Raw genomic sequence first — 18,564 nt, 5'->3', positions numbered from 1 at the left:
ATTGCCCCTCCATTACGCTTCTTTTCGACGATCAATTAGTACAGCTAGTAAGATTACAAGTCCTTTTACAACTTGTTGGAAGAAAGAAGATACACCTAATAAATTTAAACCGTTATTTAGTACACCAATAATAAGCACACCGATGAATGTACCAACAATCCATCCTCTTCCACCTGAAAGACTCGTTCCTCCTAACACAACTGCAGCAATTGCATCTAATTCGTAAGAAGTACCAGCAGTCGGCTGTGCAGAATCTAATCTTGATGTTAAGACAATACCTGCAAGCGCTGCCAAAATTCCGGAAAGACCGTAAATCATTACTTTAATTCTCGTAACATTAATACCAGATAAAGCTGCCGCTTCTTCATTTCCACCAATCGCAAACGTACGGCGACCAAACGTTGTTTTCTTTAAAATAAAGTACAGTACTGCAAAAGCGATCATCATTGTAACGGCTGGCACAGGAATACCAAGGAAATAACCACGGCCAAACATTTGGAACATTAAATGATCACCAAGACCAGTGATCGGACGTCCGTCCATATAAACAAGCGTCAACCCGCGAAAAATAGTCATTGTTGCTAAAGTTGCAATAAACGGAGCTACTTTTCCCTTCGCAATAATGATACCGTTTATAATTCCCATTGCAAGACCTGCTAATAATCCAACTACCATTGCAAGGAACGGATCCATGCCACTTGCCATCATTCCGGCAACAAGTGCACTTGATAATGCTAAAATAGAACCTACCGATAAGTCAATACCCCCTGTTAAAATAACGAAGGTCATTCCAAATGCAATGAGTGCATTAATCGATACTTGGCGCAGTATATTAAATAAATTTGGAATTTCAATAAATGCTGGATTTAAAGCTGTAATTACTACGATAATTAATACTAATCCAATTAAAGAACCAAGTTGTTGTAATACATTCCCCTTCTTAGCCATATCTTACTCTCCCCCTGTAGCTAGTGCCATAATAGACTCTTGCGATGCCTGATCCTTCTCTAAAATACCACCGATTTTCCCCTCATGAATGACGAGAACACGATCACTCATTCCTAAAACTTCTGGAAGCTCAGACGATACCATAATAACGGAATCTCCTTGCTCGGTAAGCTTATTCATAATAGAGTAAATTTCTTTTTTTGCCCCAACATCTACACCTCTCGTTGGTTCATCTAAAATGAGTAACTGCGGATGAATACCTAACCATTTTGCAATTACAATCTTTTGCTGATTTCCACCAGAAAGAGATTTTACAGCTTGCTCTCCGTTTGCTGCTTTCACATTAAGAAGCTTCATCATATCCTCTGTAAATTGCTGTTCTAAACCTTTATTAACAACGCTTCCCTTTGAAAGACTTTCTAAATTTGGTAAAGCTAAATTTTCACGAATCGAAAAATCTAACACAAGCCCTTCAGATTTTCTATCCTCTGTAATAAAGGCAATTCGTTGTCTAATCGCATCAATTGGACTATCAATTTTTACTTCTTGTCCATTCATAAAAATTTGTCCTGAATCAAGCGGTTCATATCCAAATATTGCTTTCATAATATCCGTGCGACCAGCTCCCATCAAGCCCGCAACACCAAGGATTTCACCTTTTCTAACTTGAAACGAAACATTTTCAAATTTCCCCTTTTTCGTTCCGTTACGCATTTCAAAAATCACTTCGCCAATTTGACTATTTCGTTCTGGATAACGTTGACCAATACTACGGCCCACCATCATGCTAACTACTTCATCAAATGATGTCTCCGGAATTAATCTTTTCCCTACATATTCTCCATCACGCAAAATCGTAATAGCATCACATATTGAAAAAATTTCTTCCATCCGGTGTGAAATATAAACGAATGAAACGCCCTCTTTACGTAATTTATTAATAACAATAAACAGAGTTTCAATTTCGCGATCTGTTAATGCCGCTGTAGGTTCATCCATAATAATAACGCTCGCCTTTGTCATTAATGCTTTAGCAATTTCAATAATTTGCTGTTGTCCAACAGATAATTCACCCGCTAGCATAGCGCCTTTCACTTGTAGACCAAGATCTGCCAATTGCTGCTGGGCAATCGCATTCATTTGACGCGTACGTAAAATGCCCGTTTTCCCATACATTAACTCTTTTCCAAGAAACATATTTTCAGCTACCGTTAAATTCGGTAATATGTTCAACTCTTGATGGATAAATGCAATACCGTACTCTTCCGCTTCTTTCGCATTTTTAAAAGTTCGTTCTTGTCCATCAATTGTGACTGCTCCACTGTCTTTTTTATATACACCTGTTAGAATCTTCATGAGCGTCGATTTCCCCGCTCCGTTTTCCCCCATCAATGCATGGACTTCTCCTGTTTCAATCATAAACTGTGCGTTTTTTAGAACAGGATTACCACTGAACGCTTTTGAAATGTTCTTCATTTCAATATGCATTCTCATCACATCCCTTTATTAAAAAATCACGCCTGCATGTAAAATAACATTCGCATAAGGCGTTGCTTCTCCTGTACGAATAATCGCCTTCGCTTTCTTTGTATACTCTTTAAATTCCTTATGAGACACATATTCAAATGCTGGCTCTATTAAACGCATCTCAACTTCTTTATTTACCACCGCATTATTCATAATGACTTCTTCTGCTAACGTCACTTTCTCAATTGCCATATCATCAGCAACAACTTGTAATACGTCTAAAAAGCTAGGCTTTCCAATTTCAACTGCTAAATCAATTCGTTTTACTCCATCAGGAATAGGTAACCCGCAATCAGCAATTACAATCGTATCTGTATGTCCAAGTGAAGCAAGGACCGCCGCAATTTCACTATTTAATACACCGTGCTTTTTCATCCGACAATCACCTGCACTTCACGTACTCTATCTCTCGTTGGCATACCGCCCTGTGCCCCAAGTTTCGTTACAGAAAGACCACCAGCAATATTTGCAAAACGAATTGCCTTTTGAAGTGTTTCTCCTTCAGAAAGCGCAACTGCTAGCGCGCCGTTAAATGTATCACCAGCTCCAGTCGTATCTACTACATCTACAGCAATACTTGGAACTTGAACAACTTCCGTTCCGTTATGGAAACGAACACCATTAGAGCCTTCTGTCATCAGTAGTTTGTTTGGATACTTAGCCAGTAACTCTTCAATTGGTGATGTGAAATCATTTAATACGATGCGACATTCATGTTCATTCGGCGTAATATAAGTCGCTTTTTCTAAAATATCTTCTGATAAAAATTGTGCTGGAGCCGGATTCAACATAACTGGAATTTTATGTTCCTCACAAATAGCCAGAACGTATTTTACTGTTTCAAGCGGAATCTCTAGTTGAAGAACAACCATATCTGCTTTTACAAGAAGGTCTTTTGAACGATCTACAATCGACTCATTTACAAGAGCATTTGCTCCTTGTACGACAACAATACTGTTGTCCTCTTCTGCTAAAATGATATGAGCAATTCCTGTCGTTCTATCTGTAACCGGTACCACATAGTCGATAAAAACGCGTTCGTTCTCCAAATTTTTTCTAACTACTGTTCCGTAATCATCATTTCCTACTGCACCAACCATCGCTACATTTGCTCCTAATCTAGCTGCAGCAACTGCTTGGTTGGCCCCTTTTCCTCCTGGGATCGTATGAAACGCTTCACCAATTACTGTTTCTCCTGCTTTCGGCCGTATTTTTGAAACAGCCACTAAGTCCATTGAAATACTACCTACTACTGCAATATTTGGCATCTGTCTCATCTCCTTACTTCGTTGTATTTCGTTCTATAATTTCAATCGGTAAACGATAGTGTTTCTCTTCTAATGGATTTCCTTCCATCTGCTCTAAAAGCAATTCTGTTGCAATTTTCCCCATTTCATAAATTGGCTGTGCAACAGTTGTAATAGATGGATACATCATTTCTGTTAAAGAAATTCCATCGAATCCGATAATTTGTAAATCGTCTGGAATAGAAATTCCCTTTTGAAGTGCAGCCTTTACAACGCCGATTGCAATTAAATCATTCCCAGCAACAATTCCATCAATATGCGGATATTCTTCTAATAATTCCACCGCGACCTGTTCACTATTAGCTGGATCGAATGTACTCTCTGCAATCATATAAGAAAGATTATTTTGCGTAATAACATCTACAAAACCTTCAAAACGTTCATTGGCTGTACTCACATCACGAGGTCCACGAATATGTGCAATATGTTTACACCCTTTGTCTATTAATAACTTTGTCGCCGCCTGACTCCCTGCATAGTTATCTGCATATACAGTAGGAATGCGCTCATTAAACATACGGTCAATCGCAACAACTGGAATAGACAAATTCATGTAATTAACACTATTTTGTGGATTCGTTGCCACAATAAACCCATCCACATTATTTTGTCTAAGCACATCAATGTATTGTTTCTCTTTTTCTAAATTTTCATCAGAGTTACAAAGGACAACTGTGTAACCTTGCTTATGTGCTACATCTTCTACGGCACGTGCAACTTCTGGAAAGAATGGATTCACGATATTTGGAACAACTAAGCCAATTAAACGAGATTTTTTATTGTATAAAGATCGTGCTACTGTACTAGGCTTATAATCTAGCATTTCAATTGCTCGCTCTACTTTTTTTAATGTATCCTCATGAACATATCCATTTTTATTTAACACTCTGGAAACGGTCGCAACAGATACCCCTGCTAATTTTGCAACGTCTTTAATCGTACTCATTCTCTTTTCTCCTCATTTCATGTAACCGTTTACAGAAAATAATATAACGCATTTATGAAAATACGTCAATCATTTCTCACTAAAAAGCTTTTAAGGTTATACTCAAAAAAAGCACCGCCATAAGGCGATGCTTTTTCATTATGAATATGATACAGTTTGTTCTTTCTCTTCTACAGCAGGCTCTTCTGCAGCTTTTTTACGATCAGATAGTTTAATCTTCTGTAAGAAAATCGTAAAGATTGCACCTACTACGATAAATACTAATCCTGTTAAAAATACAGTATGAAGCGAATCCACCAAAGAACTTTTCAAAACCGGTACGATACTGTTAGAAAATGCTTCTGGCATTTGTTTTAATGCCTCTGGACTAAAGAGCATAGAATATAAACTCTGTGGATCTGTATGAATCATATCTTTCAATTTTGTTACCATTTGTCCCGCTTCTTTTGGGAATGTATCTAATACAGGTACTAATTTATTTGTTAACGTTGTACCTGAAGTGTTATTCATAATTGATCCTAAAATTGTAATCCCAAACGTTCCACCGATTTGACGGAAGAATTGACTTGATGATGTTACAACACCAAGATCTTTTTTCGGGAAGCTTTCTTGTAATGCTAATGTTAATATCGGCATAACAAGACCCATTCCTAAACCGATAATCATCATATAAGAAGTAGCGGTAAGCTTAGTTGTGTGCATATCCATCGTTGTTAATAACCAGAAACCACTAGCCATAATAAGCATCCCTGTAATAATTTGTGGTTTCACACCAACTTTTAATACAAGTTGACCACCGATAATACTCATAACGATCATTGTGATCATCATCGGTGTCATAATCGTTCCTGATTCAGCAGCACTTACGCCTACAATTCCTTGCATAAAGAACGGTACGAACATAATTGCTCCAAACATTCCGATACTCATAAAGAAACCGATCGCATTCAGTAGTGTAAATGTGCGGTTTTTAAAGAAGTGCATCGGTAAAATTGGTTCTTCAGCCTTCGTTTCAACAATAACAAAGCTAACAATACCAATGGCAGCTAGTGCAAATAACCCGATAATTTGCCAAGAACCCCATGCATAATCTTTTCCACCAAACGTTAACGCAAGTAATAAACTTACAACACCGAGAATCATCGTGAAGATTCCAGCGATATCAATTTTAATTGGTCCTGTTTGTTTATGTGCTTTTAATCCCATTGCAATAAAGATTGTCGCTAAAATACCAACTGGTAAGTTAATATAGAATACCCATCTCCAGTCCACTGCGTCTACAATCCAACCACCAACTTGTGGTCCAATTACAGAGGCAAGACCATATAGAGCTCCAAAAATACCTTGCCATTTAGCACGTTCTTTTCCCGTGAACATATCTCCAATAATAATCATAGCCATTGGCATCATAATACCGCCACCAAGACCTTGAATACCACGGAAAATAATTAATTCTGTCATACCGTTTGCCATACCACATAACGCTGAACCAGCCATAAAGATAATTAATCCTGCTATATATACGTTACGACGCCCAAGTAAATCCGCTAATTTACCTGCAATCGGTACAACCGTTGTTGATGTTAACATGTAAGCTGTTGTTAACCATGTCATTAAACTTAATCCACCTAGTTCACCGACGATACGCGGCATTGCTGTACCAACGATTGTTCCGTCCAATGCAGCAAATAGCATCGCGATTACTAAACCGATTAACAACAACTTTCTATTCTGATTTTCTTGTTGCTCCATGTAATCTCCTCAATTCCTCTTAGTTTTTCTCTTTTTTCTCTTGTGTCCCGCAAATAATTGTTTCTAGCTTTTCAAAGAGGCGTAACAAATCTTCCCTCTCTTGTAATTCTAAGTGTGAGAAGTATTTTGCAATATGCTCATTACGAGCCGCCATCGCTTCTTCTACTGTAGCTTTCCCCTTTTTCGTTAGCTCAATGATAACAACGCGGCGATCATTATCGTCGTGATAGCGCTCTACTAACCCATGATCAATTAAACGATCAATCATTACTGTAATCGCGCTCGGTTTCACGTACATTTTCTCCGCCAATTGTGTCGCTCTTGAAGCTCCGTAATGATCTAAAATCTTTAAAATATAAAACTGCGGTGGTGTAAGTCCTGATGCTTGCATTTGTTCTAATAGCTCTGTTTGCATTTTCTTTCCTATAGCGAATGTAAGAGCTTGAATCTTATCAATATGAGTCATATCATTTGGCATGTTATCCACCTCTTATTTAAGCAATAAAATATTTAACGTATTTAAATATTAATCCCACAAACAAAATACGTCAACAACTTTCTTTATAAAAACGTTTACATTTCTGTCACAAAGTTGTATAATTTTCGTCGAAGTTAATATTGACAGTCACGGAGAATCGGAGTATACGGCTATGAATCATAAAAAAGGGAACTTTTTTATATTTCATAGCCTTTTTGTGTTCTCTCTGTCTTAAAACGCTCCGAATTAATTAGGGGAGGATTTTCATTTTATGTTTTTCACACAATTATTTAAACCTGCGCCCCACGCAGAACGCTTACCAGCTGATCGCACTGATAGCGAATACCGTAAATTGCGTTTACAAGTATTCTTAGGTATCTTCATCGGTTATGCGGGTTACTACTTTGTTCGAAAAAACTTTTCACTCGCAATGCCATACTTAATCGAACAAGGCTTTAGTAAAGGGGAACTTGGGGTTATCCTTTCAGCAGTATCTATCGCTTACGGATTAAGTAAATTTCTTATGGGTATCGTATCCGATCGTTGTAATCCTCGCTACTTTTTAGCAGCTGGGCTATTTTTATCAGGTATCATTAATATTATTTTCGGCTCATTTTCTTTCATTACAACGAGCATTATACTTATGTTTGTACTTCAGTTTTTAAATGGATGGGTACAAGGTATGGGATGGCCTCCTTGTGGCCGTACGATGGTTCACTGGTTCTCCGTTAGTGAACGTGGTACAAAAATGTCTATTTGGAACGTCGCTCATAATGTCGGCGGCGCGCTTATGCCTTCTCTCGTTACATTAGGCTTATATTTCTTTGCAAATGACTGGAAAAGTATATTTTACTTCCCAGGTATTCTTTCAATTTTAGTGGGTATTTATGTATTAATTACGATGAGAGATACACCTCAATCTTGCGGATTACCTTCTATTGAAGAACACACTGGGGAATATCCATCAGATGAAAAAGTAGCGGACCGTGAACGCGAGCTTTCGGTAAAGGAAATTTTATTTACATACATATTAAACAATAAGTTTTTATGGTACATCGCTATCGCTAACGTTTTTGTTTATTTCGTTCGTTACGGCGTTGTAGACTGGGCTCCTACTTATTTAGTAGAAGAAAAAAGCTTTACTCATAGTAGCTCACGTACAGCTTATGCTCTATACGAATGGGCTGGTATTCCAGGTACACTTCTTTGCGGATGGATGAGTGATAAACTATTTAAAGGGCGCCGCGCACCTGCTGGTATTTTATTTATGGTCGGTGTATTCATTGCCGTTCTCGTTTACTGGCTAAATCCCGCTGGTCACCCAATCATTGATAGTATCGCACTTGTTTCCATTGGATTTTTAATTTACGGACCTGTTATGTTAATCGGTCTACACGCGCTAGACTTAGCACCAAAAAAAGCTGCTGGAACTGCCGCTGGTTTAACTGGGTTCTTCGGTTACCTAGGTGGAGCTACTTTTGCTAGCGCAGCCATGGGCTTTATTGTAGATGGATTCGGATGGGACGGCGGATTCATTTTGCTCCTTGCTTCTTGTGTGCTTGCAATGTTCTTCCTTGCTCTTACTTTAAATACAGGATCTGCAAAACAAAAACAAGCTTAAACACTAATATTATACTTACAAAAAAAAGAGAGACAGTTCTTTCCAGAACACCTCTCTTTTTTCTACATATAGTACTTTTTTATTACAAATAATTTATCAATCCAATCCATAATTGTTAGCGTTTTAAAAAGGTTTTTATCCTTATATTACTGCGTCTCATCTCTATATAAAAAGATTTTTGAATATTTACTCTTGTCAAACATTGTCATTTTATATTGAAATAGCAACAACATACTAAATATTTAGTTTTTTCAGAAAAGATGGAGGGATAGCCATGAAGAATCCACTTCTTCGCATTGAAAACTTACAGACTTCCTTTCGTATACAAGATCAATATCATGCAGCAGTTGATAACATTTCGTTAACTGTCCATGAAAATGAAATTGTCGCGATAGTTGGTGAATCAGGTTGCGGAAAAAGTGCACTTGCCCTTTCCATTATGCGACTGCATAATGAAGCAAATACAAAATTACAAGGGCAACTTTACTATAGGGATAAGGATTTACTTACTATGTCGACCGCAGAAATGAATAAAGTACGCGGATCAAACATCGGTATGATTTTCCAGGAACCTCTTACAGCACTCGATCCTCTTATGACAGTTGGAAAACAAATCGAAGAAAACTTAGACTACCACACAAACCTTTCGAAAGCAGAAAAGAAAGAACGCACCTTAGAACTACTCCATCATGTTGGTATTCCAAAACCAGAACTTACATATAAACAATACCCTCACGAATTATCTGGCGGAATGAGACAAAGAATTGTTATCGCTATTGCGATTGCTTGTAACCCAGCACTCATTATTGCGGATGAGCCAACAACGGCTCTTGACGTAACCATCCAAGCACAAATTTTAGACTTACTAAAATCTATTCAAGAACAAACGAAAATGGGCATCATTTTAATTACACATGATTTAAGCGTTGTTGCCGAAACAGCTGATCGTATTGTCGTTATGTATGCAGGACAAGTTGTAGAAACAGGAACAGTAGAAGAGATTTTTAATAACCCGCTTCACCCATATACTCGTTCTCTATTAAACTCAATTCCATCTGCATATGCTGAAAAAGAAAAATTGCATGTAATTCAAGGCGTGGTTCCTTCGTTAGCGAAGCTTCCTCGCACTGGATGCCGATTCCAAGCCCGAATCCCGTGGGTTAGACCAGATCAGCATGAGGAAAATCCTGTTTTACATGAAGTAAAACCAGACCATTGGGTACGTTGTACTTGCTATAAGCACTTCAAATTCCAACATAAGAAAGGAGATGACGTAACTCATGGCACTGCTTAAAGTAGAAGATTTAAAAGTACATTTTCCAATTAAAGGTGGTTTCTTCGGACGTACATTAGATTACGTACGAGCAGTTGATGGCGTAAGTTTTGAATTGCAGCCTGGTGAAACGTATGGAATCGTTGGTGAGTCAGGTAGCGGTAAATCAACAACGGGTAAAGCAATTATGCACTTAACGAAAGCTACAGGCGGTAGCATTCATTTTAATAATAGGGATTTAACGAAATTAAGTCGCTCTGAGTTAAGAGAACAACGAAAAGATATCCAAATGATTTTCCAAGATCCGTATTCATCATTAAATCCCAAAAAACGTGTTATCGATATTATTGCCGAACCACTTCGGAATTTTGAAAAGCTCTCACCCGATGAAGAGCGTCGAGCAGTTCAAGAATACCTTGATAAAGTTGGGTTAAATCCAGAGTCTATTTATAAATATCCACATGAATTTTCCGGTGGACAAAGACAGCGGATTGGTATTGCACGCGCTCTTACATTAAAACCAAAGCTTATTATCGCGGATGAACCAGTATCTGCACTTGACGTGTCGGTACAAGCGCAAGTTTTAAACTTCTTACAAGATTTACAATCTGAACTTGGATTAACGTACCTATTCATAAGTCACGATTTAGGAGTAATTCGCCATATGTGTGACCGCATCGGTGTAATGTATCGCGGGCGCATTGTCGAAGAAGCGACTAGTACAGAAATTTATAATAATCCACAACATATTTATACGAAACGCTTAATATCAGCTATTCCTGATATTCGTCCTGAAAACCGAGAACAGCAACGTAAATTACGTCAGCAAGTGAGTTCTGAGTACGAGAAATCATACGAAAAGTATTTCAATGAAAACGGTCGTGCTTACGATTTAAAACCAATCTCGCCAACTCACCGGGTGGCATTACCATAAGGGAGTGATAAAACATGTGGAAGTTTATACTACGGAGATTCTTAGTGATGATTCCGCAATTATTCGTATTAAGTATCCTTGTCTTTCTACTAGCTAAAGCAATGCCAGGCGATGCCTTAACCGGTAGAGCAATGAATAACCCAAAAGCGGATCCAAAAGTCATTGAAGAACAACGTGAAAAGCTAGGATTAAATGACCCGGTTACAACACAATATGTACGCTGGATTAAAAATGCCGTCCAAGGTGACTTCGGTATTTCCTATGCACATAAAATGAAAGTAACCGACTTAATTGGTGAGCGACTTGGAAATACAGTATCTTTAGCACTTGTTATTCTTATTCTTACTTACTTAATTGCCATTCCACTGGGAGTTATAAGTGGGCGTTGGAATGACACCTGGGCTGATCGACTCATTACCATTTACAACTATCTAGGTTTTGCTACACCGCTATTTATATTTGCACTAATTATGCTCTTCCTTTTCGGATTTAAGTTTGCTCTGTTTCCGACTGGCGGTAGCGTAGATCCTCAAGTTGCAACAGGTACATTTGCTTACTATTTAAGCAAATTCAATCACATGCTATTACCAGCTTTATCCGGCGCATTAATTGCGACAGTTGGTACTGTTCAATATTTACGAAGCGAAATTATCGATACGAAACATAAAGATTTTGTACGTACAGTAAGAGCAAAGGGTGTTCCAGAATCAAAAGTCTATTCTAGACATATTTTACGAAATTCATTCTTACCAATTGCAGCTTTCTTAGGTTATGAAATTACAGGATTAGTTGGTGGTGCCATCTTCTTGGAAAGTATCTTTAGTTATCCAGGGATTGGACAACTATTTATACAATCTATCTCTCAACGCGATTTTAGTGTAATAACTGCACTCGTTATGTTTACTGGATTTGCAACGTTACTTGGAACTCTCCTTTCAGATATTATTCTAAGCATCGTTGATCCACGTATTCGTATTGATTAAAGAAAGGAGGGTTTTTAATGTTAGCAAACCCTGAAAAACAAACTGAAGTTATTCATTACGAAAAAAGTCCTTCTGGGTTCACTATTATGTGGCGAGAACTTCGTAAAGATAAATTAGCAATGTTTTCACTTTTTTTCCTAGCAATCTTATTATTAGCAGTCTACGCAACATCTTTTATTATGAAACAAGAAGAGATTGTACGAGTTGATTTATTCGCTATTTATGCTCCTCCCTCTGCTGAACATTGGTTAGGAACAGATTACGGAGGACGCGACATTTTCGGCCAACTTATCATTGGTACACGTAACTCATTTACAATTGGATTAGCTATTACTATTCTTTCTTGTTTGATTGGTCTTTCAATTGGATTAATTGCCGGTTATTTTGGAGGAACTATTGATAATATCATTATGCGCGTTATCGATTTTGTCATAGTTTTACCATTTTTAATGCTTGTAATTGTTTTTATTACACTTGTTCCTACATTCAATATTTTTACTTTCATTTTAATTATGACCGTTTTCTTATGGACAGGAAAGGCAAGATTAATTCGCTCAAAAGTATTAACTGAAAAAGAACTCGATTATGTCTCTGCATCAAAAACATTAGGAACACCAAACTGGAAAATCATTCTTTTTCAAGTACTACCTAACTTAAGCTCAATTATCATTGTCAGTGTTACATTAAATCTTGCTGGAAACATCGGTATTGAATCTGGTCTAACTTTCTTAGGATTCGGTCTACCAGAAAGTACACCAAGCCTTGGTACACTTGTTAGTTATGCTAGAAACCCAGATGTATTACAAGAGAAATGGTGGATTTGGTTACCCGCATCAATCATGATTTTAACATTGATGCTGTGTATAAATTTTATTGGTCAAGCGCTACGCCGCTCGGCTGATGCAAGACAGAGAAAAGGATAAGGGGTGGAGAAAATGACGAATAAACCAAAATTTTTCAAAGTATTAAGTACACTTGCAGTTTCAACATTACTACTTTCAGCATGTGGGGGCAGTGGTGGTAGTGAAAAAACTAGCAGCACAAAAAAAGTAGATACAAATAAATTTAGTACAACTGTTAAAAATGACAAAAAAGAAATTAAAGATGGTTCATTAACATATGGTCTTGTTTCTAACACACCATTTGAAGGCCTTTTAAACTTCGCTGTATATGAGGGAGAACCTGATAATCAAGTCCTTACAATTTTCGATGAATCTTTATTATCAAATGATAAAAACTGGGAATATACTAATGATGGAGCTGCTACATATGAACTTTCTGAAGATAAAAAGACAATTACATTAAAAATTAAAGATAATGTGAAATGGCATGATGGGAACCCTGTTACTGCTGAGGATTTAGAATATTCTTACCTGGTGATTGGTAGCAAACTATATGCTGGTTCTCGCTATGACTCTCAAATGCAAATGATTGAAGGTATGGAAGATTATCATAATGGAAAATCCGAAAAAATTTCAGGTATAAAGGTAACGGATCCAAAAACAATTTCTATTACATTTAAAGAACCTAATCCTTCAGTGAAAACTGGACTTTGGACATACCCTCTTCATAAGAAATACTTAGGAGATGTACCAATCGATAAATTAGCAGAATCTGATAAAATCCGTAAAAATCCAATTGGCTTTGGGCCTTTTAAAGTGAAGAAAATTACGCCAGGAGAATCCGTTGAATTTGAACGTTTTGATGACTATTATGGTGGAAAGCCAAAACTGAAAAGCATGGTTTTAAAAGTTGTCAATCCTTCCGTTGTTAACGCGTCCTTAAAAAACGGCGATATTGACATTGCTGAAGTAAGTGCAGATCAATATCCAAATGTAAGTAAATTAAAAAATGCACAATTAGTCGGAAAAACCGATCTATACTATAGTTATATCGGCTTTAAATTAGGCCATATGGATAAAGAAAAAGAAGAAGTAGTTATGGATAAGGATAAATTTAAAGATGTTCGTGTACGTCAAGCAATGGCTTATGCTATTGATCGAAAAGAAATTGGTGAAAAATTATATCATGGCCTACGTTATCCGGCTAACTCACCAATCCCACCATCTCTACCAAAATATCATAACAATAAAGTTGGTTCTTATGATAAAGATATAGAGAAAGCTAAAAAATTATTAGATGAAGCTGGCTATAAAGATACGAACGGGGATGGATTCCGTGAAGATCCGAATGGTAAAGAATTTAAAGCTAATTTCTTATCAATGAGTGGTAGCGATGTAAGTGAACCACTCGCAAAATTCTTTATTCAATCTTGGAAAGACATCGGCCTAAAAGTAGAGCTTCTTGATGGTCGCTTACATGAATTTAACTCATTCTACGATATGATTAAAAAGGATGATCCAAAAGTTGATATTTTCTCTGGGGCTTGGGGAACTGCCTCTGATCCAGATCCTTCTGGTATTTGGGCTAAAAATGCACCGTTCAATTACACACGTTGGTCTAATGACAAAAATAATGAATTATTAAAACAGGGTATTTCTCCAGCAGCTGCTGATGAAAAGTACCGTAAAGACGTATACGATAAATGGCAAAAACTAATTCATGATGAAGTACCATTAATTCCACTTCATTATAAATTCGACTTAAGAGGTGTAAACAATCGCGTAAAAGATTATAAATTCACACCAGAAGATCAATATAAGTGGGGTAACGTTAGCGTAACAAGCGATAAAGCAGAAACAGAAAAATAAAATAAAAATAGCTCCTAGCCTATACTTTCTTTCGCTAGGAGCTATTTTTTATTTATCTCTAAAGTACAAATTTTGTAGTTTATAATGACCATTTCCCTTCTACTTATACAATACGATTAAAACATTTACTGAAACATCTTTATTAAAACAGCTAACATAACAGATCCAGCAAATCCACCTAAACAAATTAAACTTACTCCTTGGCTATAAGACAAATTTTGAAATGATTTCATACCTTCCATCCTCCCTATATCCCCTTTGATATTCTTATTTTATCAATGGAAAAAATTTCATAACATCGATTTCACTGACAACTAACTTACAAATTTGTAAGTTAACAATTTCCCTCTAAACTTATATCTAGTATGGCCATAACCTCCCCCTCTATACATCAAAAAAGACCTCGAATTATATCAAGGTCTCGCTTACAATACAGACTATCTCACTCAATTTATTTTATCCCGCATTAACGGGCAGTAAGACCCACACCTCAAAATTCAGCGAAAGCAAAGAAGTTAGGTGGGGGATCAACTGCCCGTAAATGCCCGATTGGTGAAGGCTAATAATCAGTGGGGGATGAACAAAACCCCCACTGATTAAAGTTTCACTTTATAATCATCACCGGGCATTTCACACGCTTTGCTATTTTATGACTTACACTACCAAGCACCATCTCTTGCAGTGTATTTAGCCCTCTACTCCCAGCAATAACAAGATCTATATCTCCTGTATTTACATATTGAACAATCGTATCTCCTGGATCGCCATGTAGAATCGTAATTTTGTAGGAAATGTTCTCTTTCTTTAATAAACCCTCAATCTCTTTTAATTTATCTTTTCGACTAGCTGATATTGTTTCTAAATCCGTTTGTCCTTGTATAATATCTGATTTTGCCGTTCTATTATCTACTACGTACACAACTTCAACATGTGTTTCTTCGTTAAATTTCGCAATATATGTTGCATGCTCGGCTGCTCGAAGTGCATGTTCAGAACCATCACATGCTAATAAAATTTGTTTGTACATATGCTGAATCCCCTTTTCGTTATCCTACTCGTATTATATAATAAAGCCCCCTAAAAAGGAGGCTTCTAACTAGCAATTCTCTTATTATAAGTAGCTAGATTTGAAACAATCTTCGAGCTACGTTCATTTAACCCTGTGATCCTTACTTTCACACCATTCTGTTCATACTTCATGATAACTTTATCAATTGCCGCTACTGCTGAATCATCCCATACGTGTGCATGAGTAAAGTTCATCTCAATTTCTTTCACATCTTCATTGTATGAAAAAGCATTTATATACTCTGCCGTAGATGCGAAGAATAGTTGGCCGTGAATTTCATATATTTTCTTATTTTCAATATACAAATGTTTCACGTGAATCTTTGCCATATTGAATGCAAATAAAACCGCACTAATTATCGTTCCGATAATTACACCTAATCCTAAATTATGTGTGATTAGGACAATCACAACTGTTACGATCATAACAAATGCGTTTCCTTTTGGTACTTTATGAATTGTTGCTACAGAGTTCCAATCAAACGTCCCAATCGAAACCATAATCATAACAGCAACTAAAGCTGCCATCGGAATATGAACAACATAGTCACCTAAAACAAATAGTAATATGATTAAAAAACCACCGGCTACAAACGTCGATAATCTCCCGCGACCACCTGATTTAATGTTAATAACAGATTGTCCAATCATTGCACAGCCTGCCATTCCTCCGAAGAAACCAGCGACAATGTTTGCAATACCTTGCCCACCTGCTTCCTTATGTTTATTGCTTTCCGTATGTGTCATATCGTCTAAAACCGAAGCTGTTAATAATGACTCTAGTAAGCCGATAATTGCAAGCATAACTGAGTACGGTAAAATAATACCTAATGTCTCAAGTGTAAACGGCACATCAGGAATACTAAAGAACGGTAATTCTTTCGGTAAGCTTCCCATATCCCCTACTGTTTTCAACTGTAATCCGCTCATAAGTGCAATACTTGTCACAATAATAATTGAAATCAGTGTAGACGGTACAGCCTTCGTAATACGTGGAAATACATATATAATTGCAAGTCCTAATGCGACAAGTGCATACATTTGCCAAGTTGCATTTTTAAAATGTGGCAATTGCGCTGTAAAAACTAAAATTCCAAGTGAATTTAAAAAACCACTCATAACGGATTTAGGAACAAACTTCATAAATGAACTCAGTTTGAACAAGCCAAAAATAATTTGAACAATACCTGTTACTATTGTCACAGCAAATAAATATTGCAAACCATGATCTTTAACGAGTGTCACCATTAATAATGCCATCGCACCCGTTGCCGCCGAGATCATCCCAGGTCTTCCGCCAACAAATGAGATTGTAACCGCAATACAAAAGGCCGCGTACAATCCAACCGTCGGATCTACACCTGCAATAACAGAAAAAGCTATCGCTTCAGGAATTAATGCTAAAGCAACAACAATCCCCGATAGCACGTCCCCTCTCACATTAGAAAACCATTCATTTTTTATCTTTTGAAACAAGCTACCACCCTCTACTCTTTTATCATTTGATTCTCTCCGTAAGAAAATCTAGGCCGACTGCACGAAGGCTATTATATAACGAGCAAAGGATGTTGTGCTATGTAAAAGTTTCCTAAAGAAAAGACGCTACCTTAACAGCGTCTTTTCTCATTTCATTAATGTCCACCGTGACCTTGACCACTTTCCTGAACAATCTCTAACCTCTCATCTAATATCCCTTGTGTTTCAAATGAAATATCACTAGTACTTCCTAATAGGAAACCATGGTTATACGGTCCAAGTGTTGGATCATCTTTAAACTTCGGCTGAATAGTAGCAAGGAAGTCATAAACTGGTTGTGAAGCTCTTCCTTCCTCAAGCAAAACAACAGGGGCATGTTTACCCATATGTGAAAACGGTGCTCCCGCAATTGCTAATTCTGGTGTTTTACTCGAAACAAACGACAAACCGTGACCAGGTTTTGTGAACCCCCAGCCAAATTTCGTTTTTTCATCTTTAAATTTCGCAAACGCAATCGAATTTTCTGTTGGGGTCTCTCCACTAATCCGTGTTACTTTTCCGTATTTACTTAACTCTTTTTCTACTTCTTTTGAAATGATTTTTTCTGGTCCTAACACATATATATTTGCTTTATCTTTTCTCATTTTTAATGCCTCTATCGTCGCTTCTGGCACCTTATCCTTTTCTGTATATAAAAGTGGCTCTGGCATATGAGAAATCCAATTTACAGCTGGTGTTGTATATAAACGTCCTTCTTCTTCAGACGAACCGATAATAACGCTATTTGGATAATTCCCTGTTATATCGGCATATTCTTTATCAACATCTTTAGCAAATTTAGCTGAATCCGTTTCTTTTATTTGCTTTACTTTATATTCTTTTAATTGCTCAAGCGTAGATGCCTCTACATCCCCCATCACCATAATTTGCGTTCCATCTTTCGTTCCGAGCGGATTTAATCGTTTTATTTCTTTTAACGTCATTTCGGGTACCACTTCTTTTTCTATAAATAAAATCGGTCCGTTATTCGGATGATGAATAAGATCCGCACTTGCAATACCTAATTGCCACTCGTTCACTGGCACTAAAATAACAGCACCTGGCTGATTCTCTTTATGCGTTGCTGGCCATATTGTTTGCGAAGTTAACACTGCCATTTGCAGAGGATCATTTGTATTTAATCTCGTTACATTTTTTAAACTTGTCGTTAATAAATCATCTGATGCCCCGGCATTCATTTCTTTCGGCGCAGTTACCTCCTGATTCATTTTCATTTCCTTTTGCTCTGTTTTCTTCTCTTTTGTAGATTCATGATTTTTATGATCTGTATTCGTTTGTCCGCATGCCGCAAGACCGACTGCCGCAATTATTGTTATCCCAAAAATTCGGGTCATCTTTTTCACTATATCGCCCCCGTAATTGTTTTCGAACCAATCTTATTACCTAAAATGGAATTTCAACTTTACAATAACAAGCAATTCTGAAGAAATTATGCAGATGCATTATAATCTGCACCATTTCTTCATGATTTTGACTTACA

17 protein-coding genes are annotated in these 18,564 nt (G+C 37.1%); 6 read left to right on the top strand and 11 right to left on the bottom strand.

Annotated features, from left to right (window positions below):
* Nucleotides 1–12 precede the first annotated feature (12 nt).
* The 7 genes from MHI07_RS03280 to MHI07_RS03250 form a co-directional block, all read right to left on the bottom strand.
* Nucleotides 13–948, bottom strand: coding sequence for an ABC transporter permease subunit (locus MHI07_RS03280; RefSeq protein ID WP_002114125.1), 936 nt, complete (start codon nucleotides 946–948; stop codon nucleotides 13–15).
* Nucleotides 949–951: 3 nt separating this feature from the next.
* Nucleotides 952–2,436 carry a ribose ABC transporter ATP-binding protein RbsA gene (rbsA, locus tag MHI07_RS03275; RefSeq protein WP_340821928.1) on the bottom strand — a complete coding sequence of 495 codons (1,485 nt, stop codon included), beginning with the start codon at nucleotides 2,434–2,436 and terminating at the stop codon, nucleotides 952–954.
* Nucleotides 2,437–2,454: 18 nt separating this feature from the next.
* Nucleotides 2,455–2,850: a D-ribose pyranase gene (rbsD, locus tag MHI07_RS03270; RefSeq protein WP_340821926.1), complete on the bottom strand. Its 396-nt coding sequence runs from the start codon at nucleotides 2,848–2,850 to the stop codon at nucleotides 2,455–2,457.
* Complete coding sequence (rbsK, locus tag MHI07_RS03265) at nucleotides 2,847–3,743, bottom strand: ribokinase (protein ID WP_002204438.1); 897 nt, start codon at nucleotides 3,741–3,743, stop codon at nucleotides 2,847–2,849. Before rbsK ends, rbsD begins: the two co-directional genes overlap by 4 nt.
* Before the next feature lie 13 nt (nucleotides 3,744–3,756).
* Nucleotides 3,757–4,728 (bottom strand): ribose operon transcriptional repressor RbsR, encoded by a 972-nt coding sequence (rbsR, locus tag MHI07_RS03260; RefSeq protein ID WP_113937912.1) that lies wholly within the window; start codon nucleotides 4,726–4,728, stop codon nucleotides 3,757–3,759.
* A gap of 138 nt (nucleotides 4,729–4,866) precedes the next feature.
* On the bottom strand, nucleotides 4,867–6,480 hold the full coding sequence (locus MHI07_RS03255) for an MDR family MFS transporter (protein WP_002114116.1): 1,614 nt from the start codon (nucleotides 6,478–6,480) through the stop codon (nucleotides 4,867–4,869).
* A 19-nt stretch (nucleotides 6,481–6,499) separates the two neighbouring features.
* Nucleotides 6,500–6,958, bottom strand: a complete 459-nt coding sequence (locus MHI07_RS03250; RefSeq protein WP_002114114.1) for a MarR family winged helix-turn-helix transcriptional regulator — start codon at nucleotides 6,956–6,958, stop codon at nucleotides 6,500–6,502.
* 271 nt (nucleotides 6,959–7,229) lie between these two features.
* Here MHI07_RS03250 and glpT point away from each other — a divergent pair, with 271 nt between their 5' ends.
* The 6 genes from glpT to opp4A all read left to right on the top strand — a co-directional run bounded on the left by glpT (nucleotide 7,230) and on the right by opp4A (nucleotide 14,480).
* Entirely contained in the window at nucleotides 7,230–8,579 is a 1,350-nt protein-coding gene (glpT, locus tag MHI07_RS03245; RefSeq protein WP_215598105.1) for a glycerol-3-phosphate transporter, read from the top strand.
* A 274-nt stretch (nucleotides 8,580–8,853) separates the two neighbouring features.
* A complete protein-coding gene (locus tag MHI07_RS03240) occupies nucleotides 8,854–9,873 on the top strand; it encodes an ABC transporter ATP-binding protein (RefSeq protein WP_340821919.1) in 1,020 nt (339 codons plus the stop codon).
* Nucleotides 9,860–10,786: an ABC transporter ATP-binding protein gene (locus MHI07_RS03235; RefSeq protein WP_088077495.1), complete on the top strand. Its 927-nt coding sequence runs from the start codon at nucleotides 9,860–9,862 to the stop codon at nucleotides 10,784–10,786. The genes MHI07_RS03240 and MHI07_RS03235 overlap by 14 nt, the downstream gene beginning before the upstream one ends.
* Nucleotides 10,787–10,800: 14 nt before the next feature.
* Nucleotides 10,801–11,769 carry an oligopeptide ABC transporter permease gene (gene opp4B, locus MHI07_RS03230; RefSeq protein WP_012260312.1) on the top strand — a complete coding sequence of 323 codons (969 nt, stop codon included), beginning with the start codon at nucleotides 10,801–10,803 and terminating at the stop codon, nucleotides 11,767–11,769.
* Nucleotides 11,770–11,786: 17 nt separating this feature from the next.
* On the top strand, nucleotides 11,787–12,692 hold the full coding sequence (locus tag MHI07_RS03225) for an ABC transporter permease (protein ID WP_088077493.1): 906 nt from the start codon (nucleotides 11,787–11,789) through the stop codon (nucleotides 12,690–12,692).
* 12 nt (nucleotides 12,693–12,704) lie between these two features.
* Nucleotides 12,705–14,480 carry an oligopeptide ABC transporter substrate-binding protein gene (gene opp4A, locus MHI07_RS03220; protein ID WP_088077492.1) on the top strand — a complete coding sequence of 592 codons (1,776 nt, stop codon included), beginning with the start codon at nucleotides 12,705–12,707 and terminating at the stop codon, nucleotides 14,478–14,480.
* A 125-nt stretch (nucleotides 14,481–14,605) separates the two neighbouring features.
* Here the strand turns inward: opp4A and MHI07_RS03215 are convergent, their stop codons facing one another.
* The 4 genes from MHI07_RS03215 to MHI07_RS03200 form a co-directional block, all read right to left on the bottom strand.
* Complete coding sequence (locus MHI07_RS03215) at nucleotides 14,606–14,713, bottom strand: DUF4027 family protein (RefSeq protein WP_131231982.1); 108 nt, start codon at nucleotides 14,711–14,713, stop codon at nucleotides 14,606–14,608.
* 371 nt (nucleotides 14,714–15,084) lie between these two features.
* Nucleotides 15,085–15,507 (bottom strand): universal stress protein, encoded by a 423-nt coding sequence (locus tag MHI07_RS03210; protein ID WP_002159291.1) that lies wholly within the window; start codon nucleotides 15,505–15,507, stop codon nucleotides 15,085–15,087.
* A 65-nt stretch (nucleotides 15,508–15,572) separates the two neighbouring features.
* Nucleotides 15,573–17,024 (bottom strand): SulP family inorganic anion transporter, encoded by a 1,452-nt coding sequence (locus tag MHI07_RS03205; protein WP_340821913.1) that lies wholly within the window; start codon nucleotides 17,022–17,024, stop codon nucleotides 15,573–15,575.
* A 155-nt stretch (nucleotides 17,025–17,179) separates the two neighbouring features.
* Nucleotides 17,180–18,427 carry a cell wall-binding repeat-containing protein gene (locus tag MHI07_RS03200; protein WP_340821910.1) on the bottom strand — a complete coding sequence of 416 codons (1,248 nt, stop codon included), beginning with the start codon at nucleotides 18,425–18,427 and terminating at the stop codon, nucleotides 17,180–17,182.
* Between the last annotated feature and the right edge of the window lie 137 nt (nucleotides 18,428–18,564).

The sequence above is a fragment of the Bacillus sp. FSL H8-0545 genome (assembly GCF_038006105.1).
Lineage (GTDB): Bacteria > Bacillota > Bacilli > Bacillales > Bacillaceae_G > Bacillus_A > Bacillus_A cereus_U.
This window is presented reverse-complemented; position numbering and strand designations above follow the sequence as displayed.

Excerpts from the sequence above, each read along its gene's own strand:
- MHI07_RS03280 (WP_002114125.1), bottom strand. The coding sequence starts at position 948 with ATGGCTAAGAAGGGGAATGTATTACAACAACTTGGTTCTTTAATTGGA.
- rbsA (WP_340821928.1), bottom strand. The coding sequence starts at position 2,436 with ATGCATATTGAAATGAAGAACATTTCAAAAGCGTTCAGTGGTAATCCT.
- rbsD (WP_340821926.1), bottom strand. The coding sequence starts at position 2,850 with ATGAAAAAGCACGGTGTATTAAATAGTGAAATTGCGGCGGTCCTTGCT.
- rbsK (WP_002204438.1), bottom strand. The coding sequence starts at position 3,743 with ATGCCAAATATTGCAGTAGTAGGTAGTATTTCAATGGACTTAGTGGCT.
- rbsR (WP_113937912.1), bottom strand. The coding sequence starts at position 4,728 with ATGAGTACGATTAAAGACGTTGCAAAATTAGCAGGGGTATCTGTTGCG.
- MHI07_RS03255 (WP_002114116.1), bottom strand. The coding sequence starts at position 6,480 with ATGGAGCAACAAGAAAATCAGAATAGAAAGTTGTTGTTAATCGGTTTA.
- MHI07_RS03250 (WP_002114114.1), bottom strand. The coding sequence starts at position 6,958 with ATGCCAAATGATATGACTCATATTGATAAGATTCAAGCTCTTACATTC.
- glpT (WP_215598105.1), top strand. The coding sequence starts at position 7,230 with ATGTTTTTCACACAATTATTTAAACCTGCGCCCCACGCAGAACGCTTA.
- MHI07_RS03240 (WP_340821919.1), top strand. The coding sequence starts at position 8,854 with ATGAAGAATCCACTTCTTCGCATTGAAAACTTACAGACTTCCTTTCGT.
- MHI07_RS03235 (WP_088077495.1), top strand. The coding sequence starts at position 9,860 with ATGGCACTGCTTAAAGTAGAAGATTTAAAAGTACATTTTCCAATTAAA.
- opp4B (WP_012260312.1), top strand. The coding sequence starts at position 10,801 with ATGTGGAAGTTTATACTACGGAGATTCTTAGTGATGATTCCGCAATTA.
- MHI07_RS03225 (WP_088077493.1), top strand. The coding sequence starts at position 11,787 with ATGTTAGCAAACCCTGAAAAACAAACTGAAGTTATTCATTACGAAAAA.
- opp4A (WP_088077492.1), top strand. The coding sequence starts at position 12,705 with ATGACGAATAAACCAAAATTTTTCAAAGTATTAAGTACACTTGCAGTT.
- MHI07_RS03215 (WP_131231982.1), bottom strand. The coding sequence starts at position 14,713 with ATGAAATCATTTCAAAATTTGTCTTATAGCCAAGGAGTAAGTTTAATT.
- MHI07_RS03210 (WP_002159291.1), bottom strand. The coding sequence starts at position 15,507 with ATGTACAAACAAATTTTATTAGCATGTGATGGTTCTGAACATGCACTT.